The sequence below is a fragment of the Neobacillus sp. SM06 genome (assembly GCF_050496765.1).
Lineage (GTDB): Bacteria > Bacillota > Bacilli > Bacillales > Cytobacillaceae > JAEVLT01.
Genome location: NZ_JBNWEO010000017.1, coordinates 88095 through 114089, shown reverse-complemented (window position 1 = coordinate 114089; position 25995 = coordinate 88095). Strand labels below are relative to the sequence as shown.

The following is a 25995-nucleotide window of genomic DNA, read 5'->3' as shown; positions in this document are numbered from 1 at the left end:
GGAGACAAGCTTTTGCGATTTGTTCGACGGATTTTTCGAAATGGGCGAAAAACCTGCGTACTCTGACAAAAACCTCGCTTTTCCCACAAAAAGACATTGACAACATTTTTGATCCCGGTTATTATATTTCTTGTGTCCAAATGAACATGGCGGTGTAGCTCAGCTGGCTAGAGCGTACGGTTCATACCCGTAAGGTCGGGGGTTCGATCCCCTCCGCCGCTATCCTAATTCACAAATACATCCCGGAATTACGGGGCAACTACAGAAGCATCGAAAATCTTTCGATGCTTTTTTCTATGCGATAAATGCAGCAGCAAAGGGGTTGGAATTAAACGCAAGAAAAAAAGACAAGCCATCACGACCTGTCTTTGGTGGGAATTTTATGAAAATGGGATTCCATAAACCTGCTATCTATTCACCAAATAAGCAGCAAGTTAACCTCTTCTCGCTCCTCTTCCGCCGCGTTTTGATTCCGTGTTTCGCTTTAGGGAAGACAAGCGATCTTCACTATCCTTTAAAAAGCGGGCCATTTTGGTTTCGAACGTTTCCGTTCTAGAGTTATTATTGCGGTCGTTCGCTCTGCCTTGGCGAGGGCGTTGGGAATGTGAATGGGATTTTGGGGCTTCCGGCCGATCCTTTGCTTTTTTAATTGACAGCCCAATTTTGCCATCTTTCTCAACATTGATGACTTTAACTTCTACCTGATCGCCAACTTTCAGATGGTCATTGATATCTTTTACATAGTTATCAGCAACCTCACTGATGTGGACAAGTCCTGTTGATCCATCCGGCAGCTCCACAAACGCTCCGAAATTTGTAATCCCTGTTACCTTTCCTTGTAACTTGCTGCCTACTTCGATTGACATAAAAAGAATGTTCCTCCTTAAAAATATAAAAAATCATGCTTACTCTATATTATACAGAAAGTAAAAAAACAGTGTCAATAACGCTACTTTGTGGAGGATTTTTCCTTATTTTTTTCTGGAATATGAAAGATGATTTCATTCTGGTTTGACATAAAAAAGTTTTTCCTTGCCAGCTTGGCAATATAATCGTCATCATTTAATTTGGCGATATTTTCTTTCAGGATCGTCTGTTGTTGTTTTAGATCCGAAAGTTCTTTTTCAAGCTGCTTTTTTTGGGCTTTTTTTTCATTGATAACAGAAGCTTGCGAAAGAATGCTGGAGATCATGAAATAAGAGGCGAAGATTGCAAAGGTGAAAAACAATGAAAGTCTCCTTAGCAGCAATTTGCGTTTTCTTGCTGCTGCAAGGCCTGCAGCTTCCTGCTGATATACATAGGTTGATTCGATCTTTGCAATCTTTCTTTTTCCAGCTGCACTCATTAAAAGCAAACCTCCTTACTTTTTCCGCTTCTTCCACCAGTTTACGCATTTACGTATATAGTTCTTTATTTTTGAAAAAAATCCTGCTGTTTTATTATAAAATGTCTCGACGTTTTTTTTAAACCTTTTCGGCAAAACTTTCCAAATTTTTAACAAAATCAGCCGGATTGGCTTTGAGAGAAACTTTATACTCAATAGTACTATCTTAAAAATAAATTTGACAAGGGTAAAAAGACCCCTGCCAATAAATAAAATGGTGAACATTGCAAGCTGGAACAGGCCAATGACAGGTTTTACAACAAGCAGGCTGAGGACTTGCCGAATAATGTTGGCCGTATGAACGACAAAAAGAATCATCCATTCAAGCAGCCGTAAATAGATCCTTTTGATAAGACTCTGATATGCCGCAAAGCCGCAAATCAAGGCAAGCAAAATGTAAAAGCGAAATTCACCTCGGTTAACGAGAAACAATACGTAAAAAATGACAAGTGCCTGAATGATCCAAAAAAGAATATCATTTATAAAAACAAGCCAATGCTTCCGCTTCGATCGCTGCAAAAAACGCTGATACGTATCAAGCATGGCCCCAAATAAGGCACCCATCCCAATCATTGATGCCATTGTCATAAATTGTGTGGTAAGCGTCATCGGAATAACTTGCTAAAGAATCCTTTAGCTTTCTCCCCATGCTGCTCATCCAAATAAACAAGATCGAAAATTTTCCCTTTAATTGACACAAGTCCTTTGTCTACGTCCAGGTTTTTCATTTGTAAATTTTGCCCACGAATCGCCAAAAAACCCATACTTGTTTCGAGCAGGAATTCTTCGTTGTCAAAGCTCTCTACTTGTTTAACACCTGTTATTTCAAGCAGCTTTCTCCCTCTCATGATTACATCATGATCCGGAACAGAACCTTTCGTTGGAGTTGATTCATAATATTGGCTCATTTCCATCCCTCACAGTCTTTGTACAACCTTTTGGTACATTATTATGTAAGGGATCGGAAAATTAGAACAAGCAGTATGTTACTCCTCGCTTCCCGCTTGCCTACCAAGTCTTTCTTCTTTTAAAATCGTGTACATTTCTGCTGCTTCTTCTTTGCGTGATGTCTCCTGTATGCGGTCAACTCGGGCAGTGATCACTCTCTGGCCGAGACGAATGGTGAGTTCGTCCCCCGCTTTGACAATGGAGCTTGCTTTCGCTTCTTTCCCATTAATTTGAATTCTTCCTTGATCGGCAACTTCCTTTGCCAGCGTTCTTCTTTTAATGATCCGGGATACCTTTAAAAATTTGTCTAGACGCATCCTAGTCGCACCTCCTTTTCACAATCCTTTTTGTTTTGCCTTGTCCCAATAGTGATCAAGTTCTTCCAACGTGTGCTCCTGGAACGATCTGCCGCTTTCTTTCACCATTTCTTCCACATACCGGAAACGGCGAATAAACTTTTCGTTTGTTGCAAACAATGCTTCCTCGGGATGTATGTTTAAAAATCTCGCAACATTAACAAAAGCAAACAATAAATCCCCAAACTCTTTCGTTGCCTCAACTGTCGGCGTCGGATTTCTTAAATCGTTTAGCTCTGCCTCAAACTCTTTCAGCTCTTCCTTTACCTTTTCAAAAGCAGGTTTCAGTTCCTTCCAGTCAAAACCAACCTTTGCCGCCCTTTTTTGCAGTTCGTAGGCTCTCATTAAATTTGGAAGTGATAACGAAACACCGGCAAGCAATGATTGCTCTTCCGTTTGCTTTTCCGTCTGCTTAATCTCTTCCCAGTTTTGCACAACCTGTTCGGCCGTCTCAGCTTGAACACTGCCAAACACATGCGGATGCCTGCGAATCATTTTCGCTGAGAGACCGGCAATGACATCCTCAATCGAAAAATAACCTTCATCCTCGCCGATTTGTGCATGCAACAGCACTTGAAGTAGCACATCACCCAACTCTTCAACTAAATGATCAATATCACCACGATCAATCGCCTCAATGACCTCAAATGTTTCTTCAATTAAATATTTTTTCAATGATTCATGTGTTTGTTCCTTATCCCATGGACAGCCTTCAGGTCCTCTTAAAACGGCAATAATTTCCCGCAGGTTTGCAAAATTTTTCAGCAGGATTTGTTCCTCTGTAACTGGCGGAACGTAAACGGACGTTAAATTGCTGATAAAGGCTTGGCGGTCCAACTCATATAGAGGAAATTTTTTTATCTCTTCAGCTGAGCTTCCTGCAGCCGTAACCATCCAAACTTCATAATCATCCGGGTAACGAGTCATTAATGTTAACTTTACCTCAGATGCTACAAACTGGTCGTAAACCTGGGTAATGAAGAGATGCTGTGTCTGCTGCACATCGTCCGCTTGTAAATTGGTTCCATCTAGCAATTGAAACCCCTCAACCGGGTCAATTTTTAACGCTTGAAAAATCGCGTCAAGAAAGCTTTGCCCACCGCCAATTGCAATCGTAACGCCTTGGACTGGCCCTTGTTCGATTAACATTTGTACGGTCATCTCTGCCACAAGCGGATGGCCGGGAACGCAATAAATGACTTGTTCTGTTTGAGCCTTATCCAATAAAACGTGAACAATCTCATCATATACATCGGCAAATTGCTGATGCTTTTCATAAACTCCATCAAATGAAGAAAATCGGAGTCCCTGTTCTGCCAGCTGGGGAACAACGGGATGCTCTTTTGTCCGCAAATAAACATGCTTTGCGCTGAGCAGTTTTTTATATACCCCAAAAGGCAGCTGATCAAGATCCCCGGCCCCAAGACCTAAAATTTCAATTTTCTTTTCCATTGTTTCGACTCCTATTCCGGTTTGGCAAAAAGATCGTCAATTTGCTACCAAATGGAAACAGCGACAGATCCTCTTCTGAAAATACTTTTCCTCGTAATACAACCGTTAAAAAAACAGCGCCACCAAGAAAGACTGCACTCAGTGACAAAAGGGCCGCACCGATGCGGTTTGCTCCGGCACCCTCCATGATCCAATTCGACATCATCCATAAATAACCTTTTAAAAAAACCATTATTGAAAGGGCCGCTAGGATCGTTATAACCCAAAACTTCCCGGTATAAAAGGAAAAGGGCAGTTCCTTTTTTAATTTTACCGTTAAGAATAAACTTATAATCGCAAGCGTGAAAACAGATGAAAGTGCTGCTCCCATGGTTCCGAATACCGGTATTAAAAAAAGATTCATAGAATACTTCAGCGGGAAACTTAACACAATCATGACAGCCGGAAACAAAAGGGATCCCATGCCCTGCATAATCGCTGTCATCGTGGAAATACCGGAATTAAATAAAATCACGAGGCCGAGAACCCTCATGACATCTGAACCGAAGTCATTTTCAAACAGCATTGTATTGGCCGGTTCCATAATCGACCAAAGCCCCGCCGATGCACCAACACCCAAAACAAGGCTAATTTGCATGCTTAATCGAATTGTATGCTCCAAAAAAGCTGGTTTTTTCTTTAGCCGCTCACTTGCAATCAAAGGAACGAGCGATAATGACATGGATGTTGCTGCAACAGTTCCGAGCTGAATCAGCGGCTGCCCCCGGTCGTAAATCCCTTTTAAGCTTTTTGCCGCTTCTTTTCCGACGCCGCTTGAAACAAGCTCCGAGTAAAGACTGAGTGAATCTGCTATTTGCAGAAAAATCATCAGCATCCCGCTTAAGCAAATTGCCAATCCTTGAAAAACAAGTGCCTTTATAATCCAGCCGGAATCTTTGCCGATGAAACGAATTGGCTGTCTGTTAAAGAGAGCTTTTGCCCATTTTTTTCTATCTGTAAAGAAAAAAAGCAAAACGAGGAACGAAAAAATACTGCCGATAATGGAGCCAAGCATCGCCGCGCCGCCAACAAAATAAAGCGAGTACCCTTTCTTTGTAAGATAAAATGATAGGATCAGAATGGTGAGTACCCGTATTGTTTGTTCGCTGACTTGCGAGGCAGCTGTCGGAAACATCCATCCTCTTCCAAGGAAATATCCCCTTAATAACGAAATCGGCGGAAAAAGCAAAAAGATAAATGAAATGACTTTTAAAAGGACTGCAAGCTCTGAATCGTGCATCCATCCGGCAATTTTACCCGCTCCGGCGAACAGAATAACGAAACAAACAACTCCCAAAAACTGCAAAAATAAAAATGAGATCACGAACAGCCGCTCTTCGCCTTCATTTTCCCGCCGTGCTTCAGCTTCAGCATATAGTTTGGAGATAACGACTGGAAAGCCCGTTGTTGCCAGTGCAACAGCGATTGCGTAAAACGGATAGGCTTGCTGGTAGATATAGAAACCAACGTCACCAACAATATTTTGAAACGGTATACGATAAATGGCACTTAATAGTTTTGTAATCAGTGCTGCAATGGTTAAAATAAATGCCCCTTTAAATAAATTTCTTGATTGCCGAACGGGCTTCATCTCAATCTCCTTCCGACGAACAGCACCGCAATGGTGCCGTCAACATACCAATTCGACAGTATTATACCATAGCCGCAATACGAATACTCCTTTCTAAAAAATTCGAGAATTGGGCATTAGGGAAACTCCTAGTGACCGTTTTACCACGAATAATAGAAGAATCGGGCATTAGAGGAGTTACTAGTGACCGTTTTACACTGAAAAATTGGAGAATTGGGGCATTAGGGAAGCCTCTAACGACAGTATTGCGCTGAAAAACCTGAGAATCGGTTAAAAGAAATGTACTTAACTATAAAGGCGTCATTTTCACAAAAAAGGGTCAACTCTAAATTCTGATTAGCCAAAAGAAAAGACAGCGTTACGCTGTCTTTTTCGATTAGGATAAGGTATAAGTGGACTGATGGTTTCTTGCCATAACCCATCAGTGTGAAGCTATTGTTCCATTTGTCTTGCCAAGAATCCGGCTGCGGTTTCAACGGCTTTTTGTTCAACTTCCCCAAGGCTTGAGTCTTTGGAAAAAATGATCACCGCACCAATTGGGTCGCCATTCGCAATGATTGGCCCGATCGTATAGGCACTAAGGGTTTCCTCGCTTCCATCTGCCAATGCGACATTTTCCTGCTGATTCAGTAACACAGAATTCCGATCTTCCATTGCTTTTTCGACAATGTCGCTAATATTTTTATTTAAATAATCTTTTTTGGAGCTGCCGGCTACTGCGATGTACGCATCCCGGTCACAAATCAGCACAGGATTCCCAAGGCTATCATAAAGGGCTTCTGCATATTCTTTTGCAAAATCGCTTAATTCACTAATAGGCGAATATTTTTTTAAAATGACTTCACCATCACGGTCTACGAAAATTTCAAGTGGATCCCCTTCGCGGATTCTTAAGGTTCTGCGGATCTCTTTCGGAATGACTACACGACCTAAATCATCGATTCGACGAACAATACCAGTTGCTTTCATTCAACGTTGCCTACCTTTCATCTGATGATTTTAATCACTTTGGCAATGCTTATCTTTCCTAAGCTACGTGGAATTTTAAGGAAAGTTCTAGTAAACATCACCAATGTTGACCTTAGTATCTTTCATATGGAAAGTTCTATGCGTATTCGTTATATTTTTCTCTTGATTAACAATCGTTCCATTTGAGGAGAAAAATACCAAAGGGAACAACACTGTATCATTACCCCGAAATTTCTTGGCTAAACCCGTTTTGAAAGTTTTCGTTCAAAATCATCTTTAAAAGCGGCGCCTTTTATGGTTTCATTGAGTCGCTAAGCGTTTTTCTGGCTGTTTGCAATCCTTTGATCATTTCAAAAGCAACATGTAGCCACTTGCTTATTTCCGTTCCTTTGATATGAAGAACAATTTTTAGTTTCTTCCCATCCATGCCGAGGCTGACCATTCTTCCAAACTGATTGCTAACTTTAAAGAGAAGCTGGCCATCGATCAAACTGCTCGCCTGCTCATTCAACAGGATTGTCACTTCCTGCTTATTTTGTTTTACCAATTCCACCCCTGAAGCATTAGCATAAACCTTCATTTCTGCAATTTGGAATAAATAGGCCACCTCATCTGGATAGTCGCCAAATCGGTCGAGCATCTCTTCTTGAAGTTCCTCGAGCTCTTCCAAATTCTCAACACCTCTGAATCGTTTGTACATCTCGATTTTTTGGTGACCGTCTTTGATATAGCTATCAGGGATATAGGCGTCAATTTCTAAATCAATTTCAACAGATGGCTTCACTTCGACTTTCAAATCCGTCTTTCTTTCTTCAATTGCTTCTTTTAACATTTGCGAGTATAGATCAAAGCCTACGGAATCAATAAAGCCATGCTGTTGGGCTCCCAGCAAGTTTCCAGCACCGCGAATGGATAAATCCCGCATCGCAATTTTAAAACCTGATCCCAATTCAGTAAATTCTTTTATCGCTTGCAAACGCTTTTCAGCCACTTCCGTTAATACTTTGTCTTTCCGATAGGTGAAATAGGCATAGGCAACCCGATTTGACCGCCCCACACGACCGCGAAGCTGGTAAAGTTGCGATAAGCCCATTTTATCGGCATCATACACAATTAAAGTATTTACATTCGGAATATCGACACCGGTTTCAATAATCGTTGTGCTGACAAGCACATCATATTCTCCGGCAAGGAAACTCAACATGGCCGACTCTAATTCATTTTCTGTCATTTTCCCATGGGCAAACGTTACCCTTGCATCGGGAACAAGCATGGAAATTTCCTCTGCTTTTCGCTCAATATCTTCAACTCTATTATATAAAAAGTAAACTTGGCCATCGCGTGCAAGCTCCCGTTCAATTGCCTCCCTTACAAGCCCGCCACTGTACTCCATCACATACGTCTGTACAGGAAAGCGGTTTTCCGGCGGCGTTTCAATAACGGATAAATCCCGCACTCCTAGCATCGACATGTGCAGTGTCCTTGGGATTGGCGTTGCAGTCAATGTCAGTACATCAACATTGGTTTTCAGCTTTTTAATTTTTTCCTTATGGGTTACACCAAAACGCTGCTCTTCATCGATAATCAGCAAGCCGAGGTCATGATAAACGATATCCTTTGAAAGAAGCCGATGGGTGCCGACCACAATATCAACGGTTCCAGCTTTTAGACCTTTAATGGTTTCCGTTTGTTGCTTTTTTGTCCGAAAGCGGCTAAGCAGGCCGATTGTAACGGGATAATCTTGAAAACGCTCCCTCAACGTTTCATAGTGCTGCTGAGCCAAAATCGTTGTCGGAACAAGAATGGCTACTTGCTTTCCATCCGCAACAGCCTTAAAGGCCGCACGAATTGCCACTTCTGTTTTGCCATAGCCAACGTCGCCGCACAACAAGCGATCCATTGGCCGCGGCCTCTCCATATCCCGCTTAATTTCTTGAATAGAGCGAAGCTGGTCCTCTGTCTCCTGATACGGAAAGGATGTATCAAATTCCCGCTGCAAATCACCGTCCGGAGAAAAAGCATAACCTACCGCGGCCTCGCGCTCTGCGTATAGTTTAATCAAATCATCAGCAATATCTTGAACAGAGGATTGTACCTTTTTCTTAACCCGCTTCCAGTCGGTGCCGCCAAGCTTGTAAATCTTCGGCTCTTTTCCTTCTGATCCTACATATTTTTGCACAAGATCAATTTGTTCAACCGGTACATACAATTTGTCGGACCCTTGATATCGAATATGAAGATAATCTTTATGAATCCCGTTAATTTCAAGGGTTTCAATCCCCAAATACTTTCCGATTCCATGGTTCACATGCACAACGTAATCGCCAATCCGCAATTCCGAGTAACTTTTGATTCTCTCAGCATTTGACAGTTTCTGGCGTGGACTGCTTTTTTTAACGCGCTTATTAAACAACTCTTCTTCCGTAATGATTGCCACTTTTTGAATCGCCAATTCAAAACCGGTATGCAAAGTTCCTTGTAAAATTTGTACAATTCCCTGCTGAAGCGTAGTGCCATCAGAATGGAGCGGGACTGCTTCAATATCATAGTCTTCCAAAACGCGCTCCAGTTTTTTCACGCGCTCTTCGTCGGCACCTAAAAACAAAATCATATAATGGCCTTTTTTCCAACGCTCCACTTCCGCTTTTAACAGATGCATTTGGCCATGAAAGTTTTGCATTTGTTTGCAGGACATATTGATAATATTTTGCGGATTTGTGTTTGCAACGTGACGAAGGAATAAAGACAAATAAAGAACAGGATAAGGATTCCGATGGATCAAGCTGTACAGCTCGTGGGAAATCTTCAAATCATGGATGATTTTCCCTTCACTGAGAAGGGATGTGTACCACTCCGCTTCCTCCTTATCGAGAGAATCGCTCATTTCCTGAACCCTGCTTATTTCATCGACAACAATCAAGCCATTTTTCGGCAAATAATCTAGTAAACTATGAGATGACTCATAGACCATTCCCAAATATTTAAAGATTTGCTCAGGCTTTTGTCCATTCTTTAGTTGTTCAATTTCACTGCTGATATTTTGCGAAAGTTGGATTTTCGCCTTTTCATTATTGATCTTTTTTAGACTGGCTGCCAATCCAGCTTGCAGTTTCTTGGCAAGAAGATGCAACTCTTGTTCATTCAGCAAAACTTCCGAGGCGGGTCCAATCGAGATTTCTGACAGCTTTTCTTTCGACCGTTGATTATCGAGAGAAAAGGAACGAATGGAGTCGATTTCAGTGTCAAACAATTCAATTCTTATTGGATCCGTTTCCGTAATCGGATAAATATCGATTATTCCTCCGCGAACACTAAATTCTCCGGGAGTTGCAACCATTTCAGTTCTTACATAGCCCATTTCAACTAATGTACGGAGCAGTTCTTCTACATTAAGGTCATTTCCAACTTTTAATGTAAGCTGATAGTGCTGCCATACTGCTTTTGGCGGGATCACTTTTCGTAAGCCAGCAATCGGTGCAATCACAATCCCGCTCGTTTTTTTGCACCAATGATTTAATGCCTCGATCCGCTGGGCACGCAGTTCGGGGCTGGCAACGCTCATTTCCGCTGCAATCAATTCATTTGCCGGATAGAGAAATACCTCATCCTCATCTACTAGATTGACAAGATCATCATATAGCTTTTGTGCTTGTAATAAATTATGGGTTATAAGCAGAATCGGCTTATCCATTCTTTCGGCTAAAGATGCTATCAGCACGGTCCGCGCTGATCCGGACAATCCAGCAATCAGCTGCTCTTTTAACCCTTCAGAAACACCGGTCACAATCGATTGAAAGTCGTCTTGCTGTGTAAATAAAGATGTTAAAGCTTTCAACTGCATCCTCTCTCTCCGCTAAAATTCATTGGTCTATGTCTCCCTATTCAAAAAAATACTCTTCCTTCGTAATTAAAACAGAAAAACGCTTTGGATTGATTCCAAAGCTTGTTACTGTATAAGATAATCCATTTGATGGTATTCTGGATTCCGCTCTAATGCCTCCTGGCAGTCCTCGCAAATCGAAGAAATATGGATATCTCCATCTTGGCCGTACGTTACCATTTCGTTTCTTTCCTGTTCTGTTAGTTTATGAAGTCCTAGGGATTCGCTGTGAATAGAGATTTTATCTACAGAACCCAATTTTGTACCGCAATGGCGGCAATGATAATGAATTGCCACATTGATTCCTCCCTGTGCGAACTCGAATACTTTTAGTATAAACGGTTTCAGGAAAAATATTCAGTGGCTGTCATCACAATCGATTTCTATTTTCAAAAAGGTTATTGATTAAACTCATTCATTACTTGAAGAAATGGCTTGTCGATCCATGCTTCGCAAGCATCGGCACTCCTTTTGACTGCCGGCAAAATATCGATTAGCTCTTCGTTACGAAAACGGCCAAGGACATAATCCGGGACTCTCATTCCATTTATCGGACGGTCAATCCCAATCCTAATTCGATTAAACTGCTGTGCACCGAGATGGGCAATCGTTGATTTAATACCATTATGTCCGCCAGCACTTCCCTTTTGGCGCAGCCGGATTTTACCAACCGGCAAATCCAGGTCATCATAAATGACGAGTAAATCTTCTTGATCAATTTCATAATAGTCCATTACCGCCCTGATTGATTCTCCAGACAGATTCATGTAGGTTAGCGGCTTTAATAATAAAACCTTTTTTCCGTTTACAAACCCGATGCCATACAAACCTTTCAATTTGGCTTGATCAAGCGGAATTGACCACCGCGCTGATAATTCGTCGATGACTTCAAACCCAATATTATGCCGTGTTTTCGCATATTCTCTTCCCGGATTCCCCAGACCTACAATCAGTTTCAAGCGTTTCACCCCATCATCGTAACTACAAAAGACGTAACCTCCAAGAAAGGCTACGTCTTTATTGTATCCACCGATTGATTCAACTGACAATTAACGGAAAAATCCCCCGCTAATTGAAGTTTTACGTTATTCGCCAATCGGTTCAGTTTCTCTTCCTTCTTCATTTTCCGGATGACCCGCAGCCTGCTGTTCACCCGAATTGATTTCTTCTTCCTGTTTTGGCGGAAGAATCGATGCAATTACTTCATCATCATCATGATGAATCGAGTAAGAGCTGCCGATTTTTATATCCGCAATTGTAATTGTCTCGCCTACTTGAAGCGGTGTTACATCAACCTCAATTTGCTGTGGAATTTGATCAGGTGTTGCGGTAATCGAAACTTCATGCAACGGCTGCTGCAACACGCCGCCGTCTTTTACACCTGCTGCTTCTCCAACAAGCACCAGCCGAACATTCACATTTATTTTCGAAGATTTATCAACAGCAAGGAAATCAACATGAATGATTTCTTTCTTGATGTCTTCTTGATAATCTGTTAAGACAACATCATGGGTGCTGTTCCCCACGTTTAGAGAGAACACACCATTACGTCCTACCGCCCGAATCGTTTTTGTCAAGTCAGCCGAGCTTACATACACGGGTTTGTTTCCTATTTTAGCACCGTAGACGACTGCCGGGATATTCCCATTTCGCCGAATCGATTTTAATGCTGATTTTTTAAAATCTTTTCGTTCAATCGCTTGTATAGTAGAAATCATAAAATTGCCACCTTCCCTTTTAGGTCATTACTATCTATATAAAATGCCCTAAAACAAGAAGATCTAAACATGAAAGTTTAATCAAACAAGGTGCTTACAGACTGTTCTTCGTGTACGCGAATAATTGCTTCTCCAATTAACGGTGCTACCGAGAGATTCACAATTTTATCGATCCGTTTTTCTTCAGGCAATTGAATCGAGTTTGTGATCACCAGTTCTTTTATTTTTGAATTTTGAATCCGCTCCAAAGCAGGGCCGGATAAAACCGGGTGTGTACAGCAAGCGTACACTTCAGCAGCGCCATTTTCAACTAAGGCATTGGCAGCAAGAGTAATCGTGCCTGCTGTGTCAATAATGTCATCAATCAGGATTGCGACTTTCCCTTCAATATTCCCAACAATATTCATAACCTCTGCAACATTCGGTCTTGGGCGGCGTTTATCAATAATGGCAATCGGCGCTTTTAAGCGCTCTGCCATTTTACGCGCCCTTGTTACGCCGCCATGGTCAGGCGAAACAACAACGATATCGCCATCAAACTTTTTATTTTTAAAGTATTCTGCTAAAATCGGCACACCCATTAATTGATCTGTCGGTATATCAAAAAATCCTTGGATTTGCGGTGCGTGCAGATCAAGCGTAATGACACGAGTTGTTCCGGCAGTTTCCAGCAGATTGGCAACCAATTTTGCTGTAATCGGTTCACGCGCACGGGCTTTGCGGTCTTGGCGGGCATAGCCGTAATACGGCATCACAATATTAATCGTTTTCGCTGACGCGCGTTTTAACGCATCGATCATAATCAAGAGTTCCATAATGTTTTCGTTTACAGGTGCGCTTGTTGATTGGATCACAAAAACATCACAACCCCGGATGCTTTCTTCGATATTAATCTGGATTTCCCCATCGCTAAAGCGTGTAACCGAACATTTTCCCAGTTCTACTCCAATCACCCTGGCAATTTCTTCAGCCAAGGAATGGTTGGAATTGAGGCTAAAAACCTTTAAGTTTGGATCTAAATATTGATTCGACATAATGCCCTCCAGTATGATTGTGGTGTAGCAATGACAGACAGCAAACTGTTGTTGTCCTGCGATTTACTTCTTTAAATGAAGTTTATGCACATAGTTCTCTTTATTTTCTTGGCGTGCGCGCGCAATCGATAATGCCTCCCCAGGCACATCCTTTGTAATGGTCGATCCTGCAGCAACGTATGCCCCTTTTCCGATTGTAACCGGTGCAACAAGATTTGAGTTGCAGCCAATAAATACTTCATCCTCTATCTTTGTCAGGAACTTATTTTTTCCATCATAATTAACCGTAATCGAACCGCAGCCGATGTTGACATCGCGCCCAACTTCAGCATCTCCAATATAACTTAAATGGGATGCCTTGCTGCCCTTTCCAAATACCGTTTTTTTAATTTCAACAAAATTGCCGATTTTGACTTCGTCCTCAATGGCCGATTGCGGACGAATATGGGCAAACGGTCCAATATTGACTTTTGAGCCAATGGAACTTTTCACAGCAACCGATTGACGAATCACCGTGTTATCGCCTACTACGCAATCCTCAATTTCCGAGTTTGGTCCAATTTGGCAATCCGTACCGATCACTGTATTTCCTTTAATCATGGTTCCCGGAAGAAGAATCGTATCCTGGCCAATTTGAACATCTGCCTCAATATAGGTGCTTGTAGGATCGACAATCGTGACCCCATTGCGCATATGATTTTGATTAATCCGCTTGCGCATAATGGTTTCCGCTTCCGAAAGGGCAATTCGGTCATTTACACCGATGGTTTCTTCAAAATCATCCGTTTGATAGGCCGTTACGATTTCCCCTTGTTTCTTTATGATTTCAATGACATCCGGTAAATAGTATTCCCCTTGAGCATTTTCATTCGATACACTTTTTAAGGCCGCAAACAAAGCCTGATTGTCAAAACAGTACGTGCCCGTATTGATTTCGTTTATTTTCCGCTCTTCATCGCTGGCATCCTTATGTTCGACAATTTTTTCAACAAGGCCGTCACCGTTACGGACAATCCGTCCATAACCAGCAGGGCTGTCAATTTTTGCCGTTAAAATCGTTGCTTTTGCCTTCTGCTTCTCATGCTGTGCAAATAGGGCTTCCATCGTTTCCGCTTTAATCAGCGGCGTATCGCCGCAAACAACGATTGTCACTCCCTCTTTTCCTGCGAGAATTCCCTCAGCCTGCATCACCGCATGAGCCGTTCCGAGCTGTTCTTCCTGGAGCGCATACTGACTGCTCGTCCCAAGCTGCAATTGCACCTTTTCCGCACCATGACCAATAATTGTTACAATTTCCTGTATAGTAAGCTTTGAAACTTGATCCACAACATGCTGAACCATTGGCTTGCCGCAAACAGAGTGAAGTACTTTGTAAAGCTTTGACTTCATTCGCGTTCCCTGCCCTGCAGCTAAAATTATGGCATAACGTTTAGACATGAACTAGCCTCCAATTTAACCTTTTTATCCATTAAAAATATTATCTCAATTGACGTATCTTTTCAACAATTGATCAGCAAGTGCCGATATTTGTCATACAAAGTAGAATGTTGGAGAAAATACGGGCGGCGATTGGAGAGAAAAATAGAAGAAAAAAGAGCCCCACTTTTTGAGTAGGCTCTTGATGTGGACAATATGATTAGGAAGCTCCGGCTTCTTCGAATTCAACCTCTAACTCGCCTAGGCGATGGTATTCAGCCAAAACAGCTTCCTGGATTTTGCTGCGTGTTCCTGAATTAATCGGATGCGCAATATCTCGAAATTCTCCGTCTGGTGTACGTTTACTAGGCATTGCTACGAATAGGCCATTGTTTCCATCAATCACACGAATATCATGCACAACAAATTCGTTGTCCAAAGTGATCGAAGCAATTGCTCTCATGCGTCCATCCGTATTAACGCGCCGTAATCTTACGTCAGTTACTTCCATGTGTTCACACCCTTTTCTCAATAGATAGAAACCTAGTTTAATTAATTCAACATTCGTAACCGTTTTCCTTCTATTTTTTTTAATTTTTTTAGAAAAATTAGGCGAATTAATGAACTTTTTGAAAATAAACCGAACCAGCGCCAAAACAGGAGAATTTTTTCCTCACTCTCATCCTTTAACGAGGGCAACCACTTCAATCTCAATCAGAGCATCCTTCGGCAGCCGTGCAACCTCCACTAAAGAGCGTGCTGGTTTATGAGTCGAAAAGTACTCTCCGTATACCTCGTTTACCGCTGCAAAATCATCCATACTTTTCACAAATACAGTCGCCTTGATCACCGTATCAAGCGATGCACCAGCCGCATCCAAAACAGCCTGCAAATTTTCGAACACCTGTCTCGTCTGCTGCTTAATATCGCCGGTCACCATCGTGCCATCCGGTTTTAACGGAATTTGCCCGGAGCTGTAAAAAAGGTTGTTAACGACAATTCCTTGAGAGTATGGACCAATTGCAGCTGGCGCTAAATTTGTTTGAACTGCTTTCATTTCAGAACACTCCTAACTTCATTTATTTTTTGAAAAAAATTACCTTCGTGCACACTAATTCTCTTTTCTTTGACATCGACATCTGAAAGCCGTACAAGCGACAAATATTCATCCACTAACCGCTCTTTAATTTTTTCCGCCTCCACCAGGACGGCGATGCCCGCTACCTCGGCCTTAAATTCTTCGAGCAAATTCATCATGCCCATCACTGTACCGCCCGCCTTCATAAAGTCGTCAACAATCAGCACTTTTGCTCCTTCTGCAAGGCTCCTTTTTGCCAAAACCATTGTTTGAATCCTCTTCGTCGATCCGGAAACATAATTAATGCTAACAGTCGGCCCTTCTGTCACCTTGCTATCCCGCCGAACAATGACCACCGGGGCATTCAGCTGACTTGCTACAGCATAGGCAAGTGGAATTCCTTTTGTGGCAACCGTTACAACAACATCGATGTTGGAATCTGCATAGGCTGAGGCAATAATTTTTCCTGCTTTTTGAACAATAGCCGGATCGCCTAGAATATCTGTTAAATACAAATAGCCTCCAGGCAGCAGCCGATCAGGCTCTGCAATCATGCCGCATAGTTTTTCGACAAACGGTTTCGATTCTTCCTCGCTCACCTTTACAAAAAAGCGGACACCGCCTGCAGCTCCCGGTACGGTTTGAAGTGTTCCAATCCCCCGCTGTTCAAACGTCTCCTTTACAATGGCCAAATCCTCACTGATCGACGATTTGGCCGATGAGTAGCGATCTGCAAAAAACGTTAGTGGAACAAGCTGATGAGGATGTTCCAATAAATAATTGGTCATATCAATTAAGCGCTCACTGCGGCGAAACTTCATGGTCTACCTCCGAAAATCCGAATGTTTTAATAGTAATATATCACTATTATACGTATTTAATCAATTGGAAACCGTTCTCCGAGCAGACGAACAGCAAACACTTGATCACAAAATCCCCGCAGGCCATTATAGATCCGGTGCATTCTTGAATCATGCTGAACAAGTCCAAATACTGTTGGACCGCTACCGCTCATTAAAACGGCATCTGCCCCAAAACGCTTCATTTGCTCTTTAATTTGTGCCACTTCCGGATAGAGATGAAGCGTGACCTCCTCTAGCACATTCCCCACTTGTCCACACACCTTATCGTAGTCTTTCGTTTGAAGTGCTTCGATCATTTTACCGATGTTTGGATGGTGCACATTTTTCAAATCAAGCCGCCGGTATACTTCTGCTGTTGAAACGCCGATAAAGGGCTTGGCCAGAATCACCCAGCATGTCGGGGGTGCAGGGATTTCCGTGATCAATTCTCCCCGTCCCTTTGCGAGCGCCGTACCGCCATATACACAAAACGACACATCTGAACCAATCTCAGCACCCAATTCAGCCAGCTGATCAAGCGATAAACCAAGATTCCACAGCTTGTTTAATCCTCTTAACGTTGCCGCTGCATCACTCGACCCTCCGGCAAGCCCTGCTGCAACTGGAATGTTTTTTTCAATGGCAATCGTAACGCCCTCCTTAATGGCAAAGCGTTCTTTTAACAGCTTTGCTGCCTGAAAAGCAAGATTGCGCTGGTCATCAGGGACAAAACGATTATGTGTAAGGATGTTGATTTTGTCTTCGTTGAGCAATGTTAGTTCAATCCGATCAGCCAAATCGATCGTTGTCATGATCATTTCGACTTCATGATAACCGTCCGGCCGTTTATGTAATACATCTAATGAAAGATTAATTTTCGCGGGTGCTTTTACTAAAAGCTTCACTCAAGTCCACCTACTTTGTTGGCTAATCAGAATTTAGATCTTATCCATATATACACTCTTTTTATGGGTGTTTCTTTCTTCGCTCCACATTTTGTCCTATTTTACCACAAAAAGCGAAATGTAAGACGTCCCACTGTTCAAAATATTTATTTTACCCATTTAAAATTGCCGTACATACAAGAGAATTCATCTATATATGCTCAAATTACCTTTTACTTATCTTTAACTCTAATCGAAGTTAGTTTATTTTTGATTTCCACTCCGGGCACTCGCCTTCCCCGTACTCCCAAAAAGAAAAAGGTCAGGGATTGTTTCCCTGACCTTTTGCCGCGGTGACTGTTTGTTTGTTTAAATTTCAAGAAGTGTGGAATTCTTCACTGCGCTGGAATCGGTTAGTGTTTGTTCAGCAATTGCTGCTCTGCCAGTTCAATTGCCCGCTTGACCATGTTTCCTGCGTCCCGCGCCCGGATGCCGCCCCAGCCTTCCTGTTTGACGACATCATAAAAGCCAAGCTCCTTTGCAAGTTCCTCTTTAAAACGCTCGGACATAACTCCTCTTCTTCTACCCACTCTAAACAACCCCTTTCATCACTCGCGGCATTTTTAGTATTTGATGGAACGACTGTTTCATCACCTGTTATATTTTCCCTTTCTTTTGAAGAAGGGTGAAAAAGCGCAAGCAAAAAGCAGCAAACATAAAAAAAGTCTGCTGCCAAGCAAAAAGGTACTATTCAGCTAAGTGCTACATGTCCTGTTGTATCTTCGTAGAAGGTAATTTGAACCGTTTCTGTTAACACATCGGCATAGCTGTAAGAAACACGCTCAAATGCATTTTCATCCTGATCCAATTCAATCACAAAAACAGACGGATACGTTTCAGCTAGGACACCGGAACGCTCAATTGTTTTTCTTCGTCCGCCATTTGCTTTCAGCAACAATCTTTTCCCTAAATTCGAGTCCAGAGCTTGTTTGATATCTGCTAAGGTTTTTGGCATTTGATCCACCTCACTATGTAAAGTATAACACGCTGACACAATTCTGTCAAATAAAAACATAAATTATAACAGTCCTCTAAAATAATTGTCAATATTTTTTGATCTACATTTTCTTGTAAATTTCAACACCTTTAGATTGCCATTAAACGAGGAGAATATGTGTGTTTTTTTTCAAAAAAAATACGATGCTGCTGCATCGCTTACCTTCAGCCATGTTATCATTAGGTTCGACTCCTTGCCTAAGTCCGCAATTTCCCCTGCACAAATCCATCATCATTACTCTTCAATTATAGGCCGGTAAGGCATCCCGGTTCTCAGTACACCTCTTGTTTCAATACCGCCCAGTCCTTTTTCTCCTGTTAATGTATTCCGCAAAACGTCCCATACATTGACCCGTTCCATAAATGGCGTAAAGCTGATTTTAGCCACGATATAAACCGGATCCAAGGCATGGATATTGATTCTTGATGGAGAACTTGCAAAATTGGCTCCCGCATGAATCAACGACTCGAAATGCGATTGACAGGCTCCTGCAAAAATAACAAGCTGGTCTAGGTGAGGTACTTTCTTCCTTGCCTCATTGACTGTCTGTACAAAGTGCTTCGAATGACGATACGCATTAATGTCATTTATGTTTCCTTTTGCCTTTGAGTATGCATCATGCCCCGTGATGACCAATATATCGGGTCGGTAATAATCTAGCAGGGGGCCGATTCTTTGCGGCATTTCTTTTTCATTGCAATGGATCCCAAACACCGGAACACCGATCTTTTCGTACAAATTTAAACATTTCTTTAAATATTCCGGATCTCCATCCATATGCAATACTTTCCCAGGAATTTGGAAGAAATTTGTTGTTTTTGTATAACCGCTTGTTGCACTGTATTCTTGCCTTTGTCTAAGCAATTCGACATCTTGAGAAAACAGACGAAACGATTGTTCCTCAAGAGAACGGTATTCCTGGGAAAGTTTGTTCCGCTCGTTTTGGTTCATAACAACCAAGTCGGTACAGGGAGCATCAGCGACGAGACGAATATCTTCACCATAAAGAATGGCTGTTTTTTGGCCATCTGTTTCACGAATATCAATCACTCGAAAAAGGATATCATAGTTATGTGATCGTCTAGCAACAATATCCATCAATTTCAAATCCACTGCCGTCACTCCAATTTGACCCGCAAGGCCTCGTAAATAAGGTTTTTCTCTCATAGGCTATGCAAAATTGGCAGAGATGTGAAAAAAAGACCCGTAATAAGGGTCTATGAAAAATAAGGGTATAATTCATCGCTCAGGCGGGCAAATTCCTCAAGGGAGAGCGTTTCGCCCCGTCTGGACGGATCAATACCAGCTACATTCAATGCTTGCAAAATTTCATTTTTCTTTAACTTCCCATCCGGAAGCTGGCTTGTCAGATTATTCACAAGCGTTTTTCTTCTTTGCGCAAAACTTGCTTTTGTGATCTGAAAAAAGAACGGTTCGTCTTTGACTACTACACGAGGCGCTTGCCGCTTTGTTAGGCGAATAACAGCCGAGTCCACATTTGGCTGGGGAACAAACACGGTTTTTGGAACAACCATCACCATTTCCGCCTCTGTATAATATTGGATTGCAATCGAAAGCGAGCCGTACTCTTTTGTCCCTGGTTTTGCCGAAATGCGATCGGCTACTTCCTTTTGCAGCATGACGACGATGCCTCGAATCGGCAGTTGCTCTTCAAGAAGCCGCATAATGATCGGCGTTGTTACATAATATGGGAGGTTCGCAACAACCATCAAATCGGAAAGCCCGTCGAATTCCTCGGCAATTACTTTGTTGACATCGGCTTTTAGAACATCCTGATGTATAATTTTCACATTTTCATAAGGAGAAAGCGTTTCTGCAAGAATCGGGAGCAGCCTCTGATCAATTTCAAAAGCAACCACCTTCTTGCTGCTTCTCGCTAACTGCTCTGTTAGCGCTCCAATACCCGGCCCGATTTCAATTGCGCCCGTTTCTGCCGTCAGCCCGGCAAATTCGACAATTTTTTTTAAAATGTTCGTGTCGATTAAAAAATTTTGTCCGAGGCTCTTTTTGAAAGAAAAGCCGTACTTTTCAAGTATCCCCCGCGTTCGAATCGGTGTAGCAATGTCTTTATTCATTTCGTTGTTCTTCCTCCTGCCGTATCACATTCAGCGCCGCTACAAATTCCTCCGGGCTAATCCGGAACATCATCAGCCGTTTGTGAAGCTGCTTGCCATTTGTATAACCAATTTTTAATATTTTCCCGAGCTTAATTCTCCGGTCCTTGGCCCCTTCACCGCCTATAAGACCAGCCGTGATTAAATCTTCCTGGCTAATCTCTTCGTTCATCGGTTCGTGCATCAATTGCGCATCTTGCAATGCATTCCTGATCGCTTCAGGGGACGCATGTTCCACACCCAGCCCTTTGCCGGATTTGCTGATTGCTTGTTCTTTCGCAAGGAATGCATGTTTGCAGCCGGCCACATGGCGGGAAATGGTCTTGCGAATTTTCTCCCCCGGAAAATCAGGGTCTGTAAAAATAATCACGCCCCTCGTTTGCTGGGCTCGTTTAATTTTTTCAATGGTTTCAATGTTAAGAGCAGAACCATTTGTTTCAATGGTATCAGCATCGACGGCTCGTTTAATCGCAGTTGTATCATCTTTTCCTTCTACGACAATGAATTCTTTAATTTTCATACCTTCCCCCATCCAAAACGACTTCATCTATCTGTAAAGAAATCTTTTTAAAATAATTGAAAAAAACTTGAAACATTTTTGTAATGTTCTACGTCTATATAGACGTAACTGTTCATACAAATAAAGTATAAAGCAAGGCATCTTCAGTTGTTAGTATAATGAATTTTGCCTAAAAAGCAAAATGCAGAGGAATCCTCTGCATTAAGACACTATATATATGGAACTAAACAATTTGGTTCTGTAACGATTTCCTAGATTAATGACAATATTCTACAAAATTTAAGCACAATATACCTGCAATCATCGGAGTTTGTCGAATATCGTTTTAGGCTATTTATTGCTCAATCCGATCCTGGCAATCTGGCTAAAGGTGTAATTGAGTCAATAGTTAAAGCTTAAGACATAGACGATTAACGATTTTCATAGGGTCTTTATTGATTTGTGTAATGAATGTCTGGACAGCCACTCTAATTTCTTCTACCGTTTTATAAAAAACATTATAAATAATTGATTTTTTTAACCATCCCCACAGTCCTTCAATTAGGTTTAACTCTGGGCTGTATGGTGGGAGAAAAACAAGTTGCAGATGATCTTTATGGGCTTCGAGAAAAGGTTGAATCAGTTTCGAGTGGTGGATTCTAGCATTATCCAGTATCATTACAATCTTCTCACCCTTGTATCTGACTACAACTTTTTCAAGAAAAGATAGGAAAACTTGAGCATCATAGTGTTCTTCTTCTGTGACAAACACTTCGCCTGTTTCGTAATCGAGGGTACCAATTAATTTAACCCCGTGATGTTTTCCATAAGTAGGTATCACTTTTTGTTGCCCTTTAGGAAACCATGTATTGGCTAAAGCTTGGTAGTCCCTGATCATGGATTCATCTTGAAACAGAATTCGATCAATTTCGTCATTCATCATTTTTTTTAATCGTTTCAAATTCTTGTTTGAACGCTTCCTGTTTCTCGGGGTCAGCCTTTGCTAGGGTATACGTTGGTTTTGTGTAACTAAATCCCAAACGAGTCAACAATCTCCTTACACCCCGGTCCGTATAAACAATGTCAAATGTTTGCTTAATCCAATCGCGAACAAGAAATGAAGTCCAATTCATTTCTGCGGGAAATCCAACAGCAGCTGGCTTTTTTTCAACAATTAACTGATAGAGTTCCTTTTCTTGTTCCTCTGTTAGTTGACAAGGGCGTCCGGGAGATTGTCCGGGAACTAATCCCTCCAAACCGTTAGTTTTATAGGCTCGAACATAGTTATATATAGTTTGCTCCGTACATTCTAAAAGGTCAGCGATTTCTACATAAGTCCGTCCTTTTAAATGCATGAGGATAGCCTGATAACGTTTAAACATCCGTAGATCCCTTAAACCATGCATACAAGCTTTAACTTCCTGAATTGAATCCATGTTTTCATTTTGAAGGATTTTCATTATGTGTCCGCCTTCCTAAAGGTTTTATTTACCTATAAGAATTGGACAAATTTTCTTAAAATCCTTTAATTCCATTTATATATATATATGGAACTAAACAATTTGGTTCTGTAACGATTTCCTAGATTAATGACAATATTCTACAAAATTTAAGCACAATATACCTGCAATCATCGGAGTTTGTCGAATATCGTTTTAGGCTATTTATTGCTCAATCCGATCCTGGCAATCTGGCTAAAGGTGTAATTGAGTCAATAGTTAAAGCTTAAGACATAGACGATTAACGATTTTCATAGGGTCTTTATTGATTTGTGTAATGAATGTCTGGACAGCCACTCTAATTTCTTCTACCGTTTTATAAAAAACATTATAAATAATTGATTTTTTTAACCATCCCCACAGTCCTTCAATTAGGTTTAACTCTGGGCTGTATGGTGGGAGAAAAACAAGTTGCAGATGATCTTTATGGGCTTCGAGAAAAGGTTGAATCAGTTTCGAGTGGTGGATTCTAGCATTATCCAGTATCATTACAATCTTCTCACCCTTGTATCTGACTACAACTTTTTCAAGAAAAGATAGGAAAACTTGAGCATCATAGTGTTCTTCTTCTGTGACAAACACTTCGCCTGTTTCGTAATCGAGGGTACCAATTAATTTAACCCCGTGATGTTTTCCATAAGTAGGTATCACTTTTTGTTGCCCTTTAGGAAACCATGTATTGGCTAAAGCTTGGTAGTCCCTGATCATGGATTCATCTTGAGAGCAACAGGACTAAATTAAAATTGGGATAAAGCAACTTGAAATTTTTGGGATGGAGGAGAAGGCCTTAGATGATTTTTCTTAGTTTCTCGACTTCTTATTTATCTTTTTTGTAAATGGAACCTAAAAAAGGGCATACTTATCCCGTCATCAGTTTTCGCACTTACAATAACTGGTAGTTACGTTATTAAAAATTTCTATGCGGATAGTTTTGTCCACCCTCGATAGAGCTGTCCAGTTTCTTGAACGGACATATAAGCCAAGACGTGTGAGGTTATGATGCATCGATCTACATGGGCCTCTACTGCTACACGTCCCCGTTTGTGGACTCTACGTAAGCTAAGTCCTTCTTTGGCTTGTGCGTTAACTCGCTCGATGGCCGTTCTTTCCGAAAATTTTGTTTTAAATGATTGAAGATGTTGCGGAAATTCCGGATCTATTTGCGGCGTTTGCGATTGTTGAATCCGAATTGTTCTGCCTGTTTGGGCTCCGCTACAACATTGAATATGGCAGGCTTCCGAACAAGTGAGCCCTTCTTGTTTATACTTTGGATCAAATACGGGACATGTCCAAACGTATTGCTTTTTTGTTTCATCCAGCCCTTTCAATTTTAACTTATGTCCACTAATACAATGTGGAACACCATACTTATCGAGTTTTGCCATTCCACGGGCATCCAGTTCTTGATCCTTGATTTTTCGTGGATTAATCGGAGCCAATAGTTTGGTCTGAAGAATGTTTTTTGCATATTGTTGATTATCTTTACTTTGATAGATTCCATCTGCGCTTACGTATTGCACGTTTTCCAGAAATTTTTCAGGAAGATCTTGCTTTACCTTTTCCAAAGTCGGTTCGAGAGTTATGGCATCACTTTCTCCACCTTTAAAAACACATCTAGATAATGGGAGTTCCGATTTAACACCGCATACAAGCGCTACTTTATGGGCTATGTAAGAAACAGTATTGCTTTTTCTCATAAGTCCAACATTGTCATCCGTAGGGATTTTCGGACAATCGCATGGTTCAGAATGGCCACATTTGCGAACTGCATTTAAAGTGGCTTCGGCTTCGACATGTGTAGTATCGACGGCCAATTGTTCTTCTTTCTCTATAATTCCTTGTTGGATGTTGAAATTCACCATAAGCTGACGAGCCTTTTCCCATAATCCGTTTTCGATCATAATCTGATCAAAACGTTCAAAGGTCCTAAGGCACGGAGTGCTGGTAAAACCGCAAACCATTCGAAAATCAGAGTTCCCCACCACTTGGAAATGAACACTTGTGACCATGACTTCCACATAAAGAAGTGGGGCTAAGAGAAACGATTTTAACAGTACATAAAAGTCAATTCCCTCTCGTCCTCTAGACGATTTTTTTGGCTTCGCACTCACGTCCCTTGGCAAATGTGGAAATAATTCGACTTGAGATTCATCAGAATTCCTTTGATTCCTCTTGTCCCAATTTCGCTGAAACCTTGCATTAATGTACTCTTGTTCAATGGGAGCGAAAACCTCTTCCCAAGGGAAATCAAGCGCCAATTTTACATAAGGAAGGTGGCGCAAAGAGGAGAAGTTGTCTTGCGCAAATGAAAATGAGGGTTGAAGGTAGATTACATTTGAATATGATTTTGGTATAATAGAATCAGTCATAATGAATTCCTTTCGTAATGGTTGTGTTGGTACTTCTATTTTACCAAAGGAGATTCATTATGGCTTTTCTTTTTGTCTAAATAGGCAAAGTTTCTATCTTCCATTAAACCCCTGTAAAAAATTAGGGTAAAAAAATTATAAAACGACCGAATTTGGTCCTATTTCGTCTAAAGTGAGATTTGACAACTCGAAAGGCATTCGTTCCACGCAGTGACCGTGGAAACACTTTTTCAATTAATAATCAAATAAAGTCAATACTATCAAGGGTTCAGGATTTTTGTCCTGTGGCTCTGAAACAGAATTCGATCAATTTCGTCATTCATCATTTTTTTTAATCGTTTCAAATTCTTGTTTGAACGCTTCCTGTTTCTCGGGGTCAGCCTTTGCTAGGGTATACGTTGGTTTTGTGTAACTAAATCCCAAACGAGTCAACAATCTCCTTACACCCCGGTCCGTATAAACAATGTCAAATGTTTGCTTAATCCAATCGCGAACAAGAAATGAAGTCCAATTCATTTCTGCGGGAAATCCAACAGCAGCTGGCTTTTTTTCAACAATTAACTGATAGAGTTCCTTTTCTTGTTCCTCTGTTAGTTGACAAGGGCGTCCGGGAGATTGTCCGGGAACTAATCCCTCCAAACCGTTAGTTTTATAGGCTCGAACATAGTTATATATAGTTTGCTCCGTACATTCTAAAAGGTCAGCGATTTCTACATAAGTCCGTCCTTTTAAATGCATGAGGATAGCCTGATAACGTTTAAACATCCGTAGATCCCTTAAACCATGCATACAAGCTTTAACTTCCTGAATTGAATCCATGTTTTCATTTTGAAGGATTTTCATTA

The 25995-nt window shown here is 41.4% G+C and carries 26 protein-coding genes, 1 tRNA gene and 1 pseudogene; 1 reads left to right on the top strand and 27 read right to left on the bottom strand.

The genetic code is table 11. The annotated features are described in order from the left end of the window. Window positions 1–148: 148 nt before the first annotated feature. A tRNA-Met gene (locus ACQYAD_RS13835) sits at window positions 149–222 on the top strand. Between the two features lie 212 nt (window positions 223–434). Here the strand turns inward: ACQYAD_RS13835 and ACQYAD_RS13830 are convergent. The 27 genes and pseudogenes from ACQYAD_RS13830 to ACQYAD_RS13700 form a co-directional block, all read right to left on the bottom strand. Continuing rightward, window positions 435–866, bottom strand: a complete 432-nt coding sequence (locus tag ACQYAD_RS13830; protein ID WP_430239064.1) for a S1 domain-containing RNA-binding protein — start codon at window positions 864–866, stop codon at window positions 435–437. Between the two features lie 83 nt (window positions 867–949). Next, the gene (locus tag ACQYAD_RS13825; protein WP_430239062.1) at window positions 950–1345 is read right to left on the bottom strand and encodes an FtsB family cell division protein; all 396 of its coding nucleotides are present in this window, start codon (window positions 1343–1345) and stop codon (window positions 950–952) included. A 15-nt stretch (window positions 1346–1360) separates the two neighbouring features. After that, window positions 1361–1993, bottom strand: a complete 633-nt coding sequence (yabQ, locus tag ACQYAD_RS13820) for a spore cortex biosynthesis protein YabQ (protein WP_430239060.1) — start codon at window positions 1991–1993, stop codon at window positions 1361–1363. After that, window positions 1990–2292, bottom strand: coding sequence for a sporulation protein YabP (gene yabP, locus ACQYAD_RS13815; RefSeq protein WP_430239057.1), 303 nt, complete (start codon window positions 2290–2292; stop codon window positions 1990–1992). The genes yabQ and yabP overlap by 4 nt, the downstream gene beginning before the upstream one ends. A 78-nt stretch (window positions 2293–2370) precedes the next feature. Continuing rightward, on the bottom strand, window positions 2371–2649 hold the full coding sequence (locus tag ACQYAD_RS13810; protein ID WP_430239055.1) for an RNA-binding S4 domain-containing protein: 279 nt from the start codon (window positions 2647–2649) through the stop codon (window positions 2371–2373). A gap of 18 nt (window positions 2650–2667) precedes the next feature. After that, window positions 2668–4140, bottom strand: a complete 1473-nt coding sequence (gene mazG / locus ACQYAD_RS13805; protein ID WP_430239052.1) for a nucleoside triphosphate pyrophosphohydrolase — start codon at window positions 4138–4140, stop codon at window positions 2668–2670. Then, window positions 4124–5770 carry a putative polysaccharide biosynthesis protein gene (locus ACQYAD_RS13800; RefSeq protein WP_430239049.1) on the bottom strand — a complete coding sequence of 549 codons (1647 nt, stop codon included), beginning with the start codon at window positions 5768–5770 and terminating at the stop codon, window positions 4124–4126. The genes mazG and ACQYAD_RS13800 overlap by 17 nt, the downstream gene beginning before the upstream one ends. A 432-nt stretch (window positions 5771–6202) precedes the next feature. Continuing rightward, window positions 6203–6739 carry a stage V sporulation protein T gene (spoVT, locus tag ACQYAD_RS13795; protein ID WP_430239046.1) on the bottom strand — a complete coding sequence of 179 codons (537 nt, stop codon included), beginning with the start codon at window positions 6737–6739 and terminating at the stop codon, window positions 6203–6205. Between the two features lie 292 nt (window positions 6740–7031). After that, on the bottom strand, window positions 7032–10580 hold the full coding sequence (gene mfd / locus ACQYAD_RS13790; RefSeq protein ID WP_430239043.1) for a transcription-repair coupling factor: 3549 nt from the start codon (window positions 10578–10580) through the stop codon (window positions 7032–7034). A 105-nt stretch (window positions 10581–10685) separates the two neighbouring features. Further along, window positions 10686–10916 carry an anti-sigma-F factor Fin family protein gene (locus ACQYAD_RS13785; RefSeq protein WP_430239040.1) on the bottom strand — a complete coding sequence of 77 codons (231 nt, stop codon included), beginning with the start codon at window positions 10914–10916 and terminating at the stop codon, window positions 10686–10688. Between the two features lie 101 nt (window positions 10917–11017). Beyond that, the gene (pth, locus tag ACQYAD_RS13780) at window positions 11018–11578 is read right to left on the bottom strand and encodes an aminoacyl-tRNA hydrolase (RefSeq protein ID WP_430239399.1); all 561 of its coding nucleotides are present in this window, start codon (window positions 11576–11578) and stop codon (window positions 11018–11020) included. Window positions 11579–11704: 126 nt separating this feature from the next. Then, the gene (locus ACQYAD_RS13775; protein ID WP_430239037.1) at window positions 11705–12337 is read right to left on the bottom strand and encodes a 50S ribosomal protein L25/general stress protein Ctc; all 633 of its coding nucleotides are present in this window, start codon (window positions 12335–12337) and stop codon (window positions 11705–11707) included. A 77-nt stretch (window positions 12338–12414) separates the two neighbouring features. After that, window positions 12415–13371: a ribose-phosphate diphosphokinase gene (locus ACQYAD_RS13770; protein ID WP_430239034.1), complete on the bottom strand. Its 957-nt coding sequence runs from the start codon at window positions 13369–13371 to the stop codon at window positions 12415–12417. Between the two features lie 63 nt (window positions 13372–13434). Beyond that, window positions 13435–14808: a bifunctional UDP-N-acetylglucosamine diphosphorylase/glucosamine-1-phosphate N-acetyltransferase GlmU gene (gene glmU, locus ACQYAD_RS13765; RefSeq protein WP_430239031.1), complete on the bottom strand. Its 1374-nt coding sequence runs from the start codon at window positions 14806–14808 to the stop codon at window positions 13435–13437. A gap of 199 nt (window positions 14809–15007) precedes the next feature. Then, a complete protein-coding gene (spoVG, locus tag ACQYAD_RS13760) occupies window positions 15008–15298 on the bottom strand; it encodes a septation regulator SpoVG (RefSeq protein WP_141434178.1) in 291 nt (96 codons plus the stop codon). A gap of 168 nt (window positions 15299–15466) precedes the next feature. After that, complete coding sequence (locus ACQYAD_RS13755) at window positions 15467–15844, bottom strand: RidA family protein (protein WP_430239028.1); 378 nt, start codon at window positions 15842–15844, stop codon at window positions 15467–15469. Further along, window positions 15841–16686: a pur operon repressor gene (gene purR / locus ACQYAD_RS13750; RefSeq protein ID WP_430239025.1), complete on the bottom strand. Its 846-nt coding sequence runs from the start codon at window positions 16684–16686 to the stop codon at window positions 15841–15843. The genes ACQYAD_RS13755 and purR overlap by 4 nt, the downstream gene beginning before the upstream one ends. A 56-nt stretch (window positions 16687–16742) precedes the next feature. Beyond that, window positions 16743–17612, bottom strand: coding sequence for a 4-(cytidine 5'-diphospho)-2-C-methyl-D-erythritol kinase (gene ispE / locus ACQYAD_RS13745; RefSeq protein WP_430239022.1), 870 nt, complete (start codon window positions 17610–17612; stop codon window positions 16743–16745). A 392-nt stretch (window positions 17613–18004) separates the two neighbouring features. Further along, entirely contained in the window at window positions 18005–18181 is a 177-nt protein-coding gene (locus tag ACQYAD_RS13740; protein WP_430239020.1) for a small, acid-soluble spore protein, alpha/beta type, read from the bottom strand. Between the two features lie 161 nt (window positions 18182–18342). After that, window positions 18343–18606 (bottom strand): biofilm formation stimulator Veg, encoded by a 264-nt coding sequence (gene veg, locus ACQYAD_RS13735; RefSeq protein WP_430239018.1) that lies wholly within the window; start codon window positions 18604–18606, stop codon window positions 18343–18345. A 276-nt stretch (window positions 18607–18882) separates the two neighbouring features. After that, window positions 18883–19746 (bottom strand): sporulation peptidase YabG, encoded by an 864-nt coding sequence (yabG, locus tag ACQYAD_RS13730; protein ID WP_430239397.1) that lies wholly within the window; start codon window positions 19744–19746, stop codon window positions 18883–18885. 119 nt (window positions 19747–19865) lie between these two features. Then, a complete protein-coding gene (gene rsmA / locus ACQYAD_RS13725) occupies window positions 19866–20744 on the bottom strand; it encodes a 16S rRNA (adenine(1518)-N(6)/adenine(1519)-N(6))-dimethyltransferase RsmA (protein ID WP_430239016.1) in 879 nt (292 codons plus the stop codon). Further along, window positions 20737–21303, bottom strand: a complete 567-nt coding sequence (gene rnmV / locus ACQYAD_RS13720) for a ribonuclease M5 (RefSeq protein WP_430239013.1) — start codon at window positions 21301–21303, stop codon at window positions 20737–20739. The genes rsmA and rnmV overlap by 8 nt, the downstream gene beginning before the upstream one ends. 388 nt (window positions 21304–21691) lie before the next feature. Then, window positions 21692–22718 (bottom strand): IS630 family transposase gene (locus ACQYAD_RS13715; RefSeq protein WP_430235185.1). Its coding sequence is split into 2 segments (ribosomal slippage): window positions 21692–22247 and window positions 22246–22718, totalling 1029 coding nucleotides; the frame shifts between segments, so codons are not numbered across the junction. A gap of 282 nt (window positions 22719–23000) precedes the next feature. Beyond that, a pseudogene (locus ACQYAD_RS13710) lies at window positions 23001–23501 on the bottom strand (IS630 family transposase); the annotation flags it as partial. Between the two features lie 197 nt (window positions 23502–23698). Beyond that, window positions 23699–25150: a transposase gene (locus ACQYAD_RS13705; RefSeq protein WP_430235218.1), complete on the bottom strand. Its 1452-nt coding sequence runs from the start codon at window positions 25148–25150 to the stop codon at window positions 23699–23701. A 315-nt stretch (window positions 25151–25465) separates the two neighbouring features. Beyond that, a complete protein-coding gene (locus ACQYAD_RS13700) occupies window positions 25466–25993 on the bottom strand; it encodes an IS630 family transposase (protein ID WP_430239012.1) in 528 nt (175 codons plus the stop codon). Between the last annotated feature and the right edge of the window lie 2 nt (window positions 25994–25995).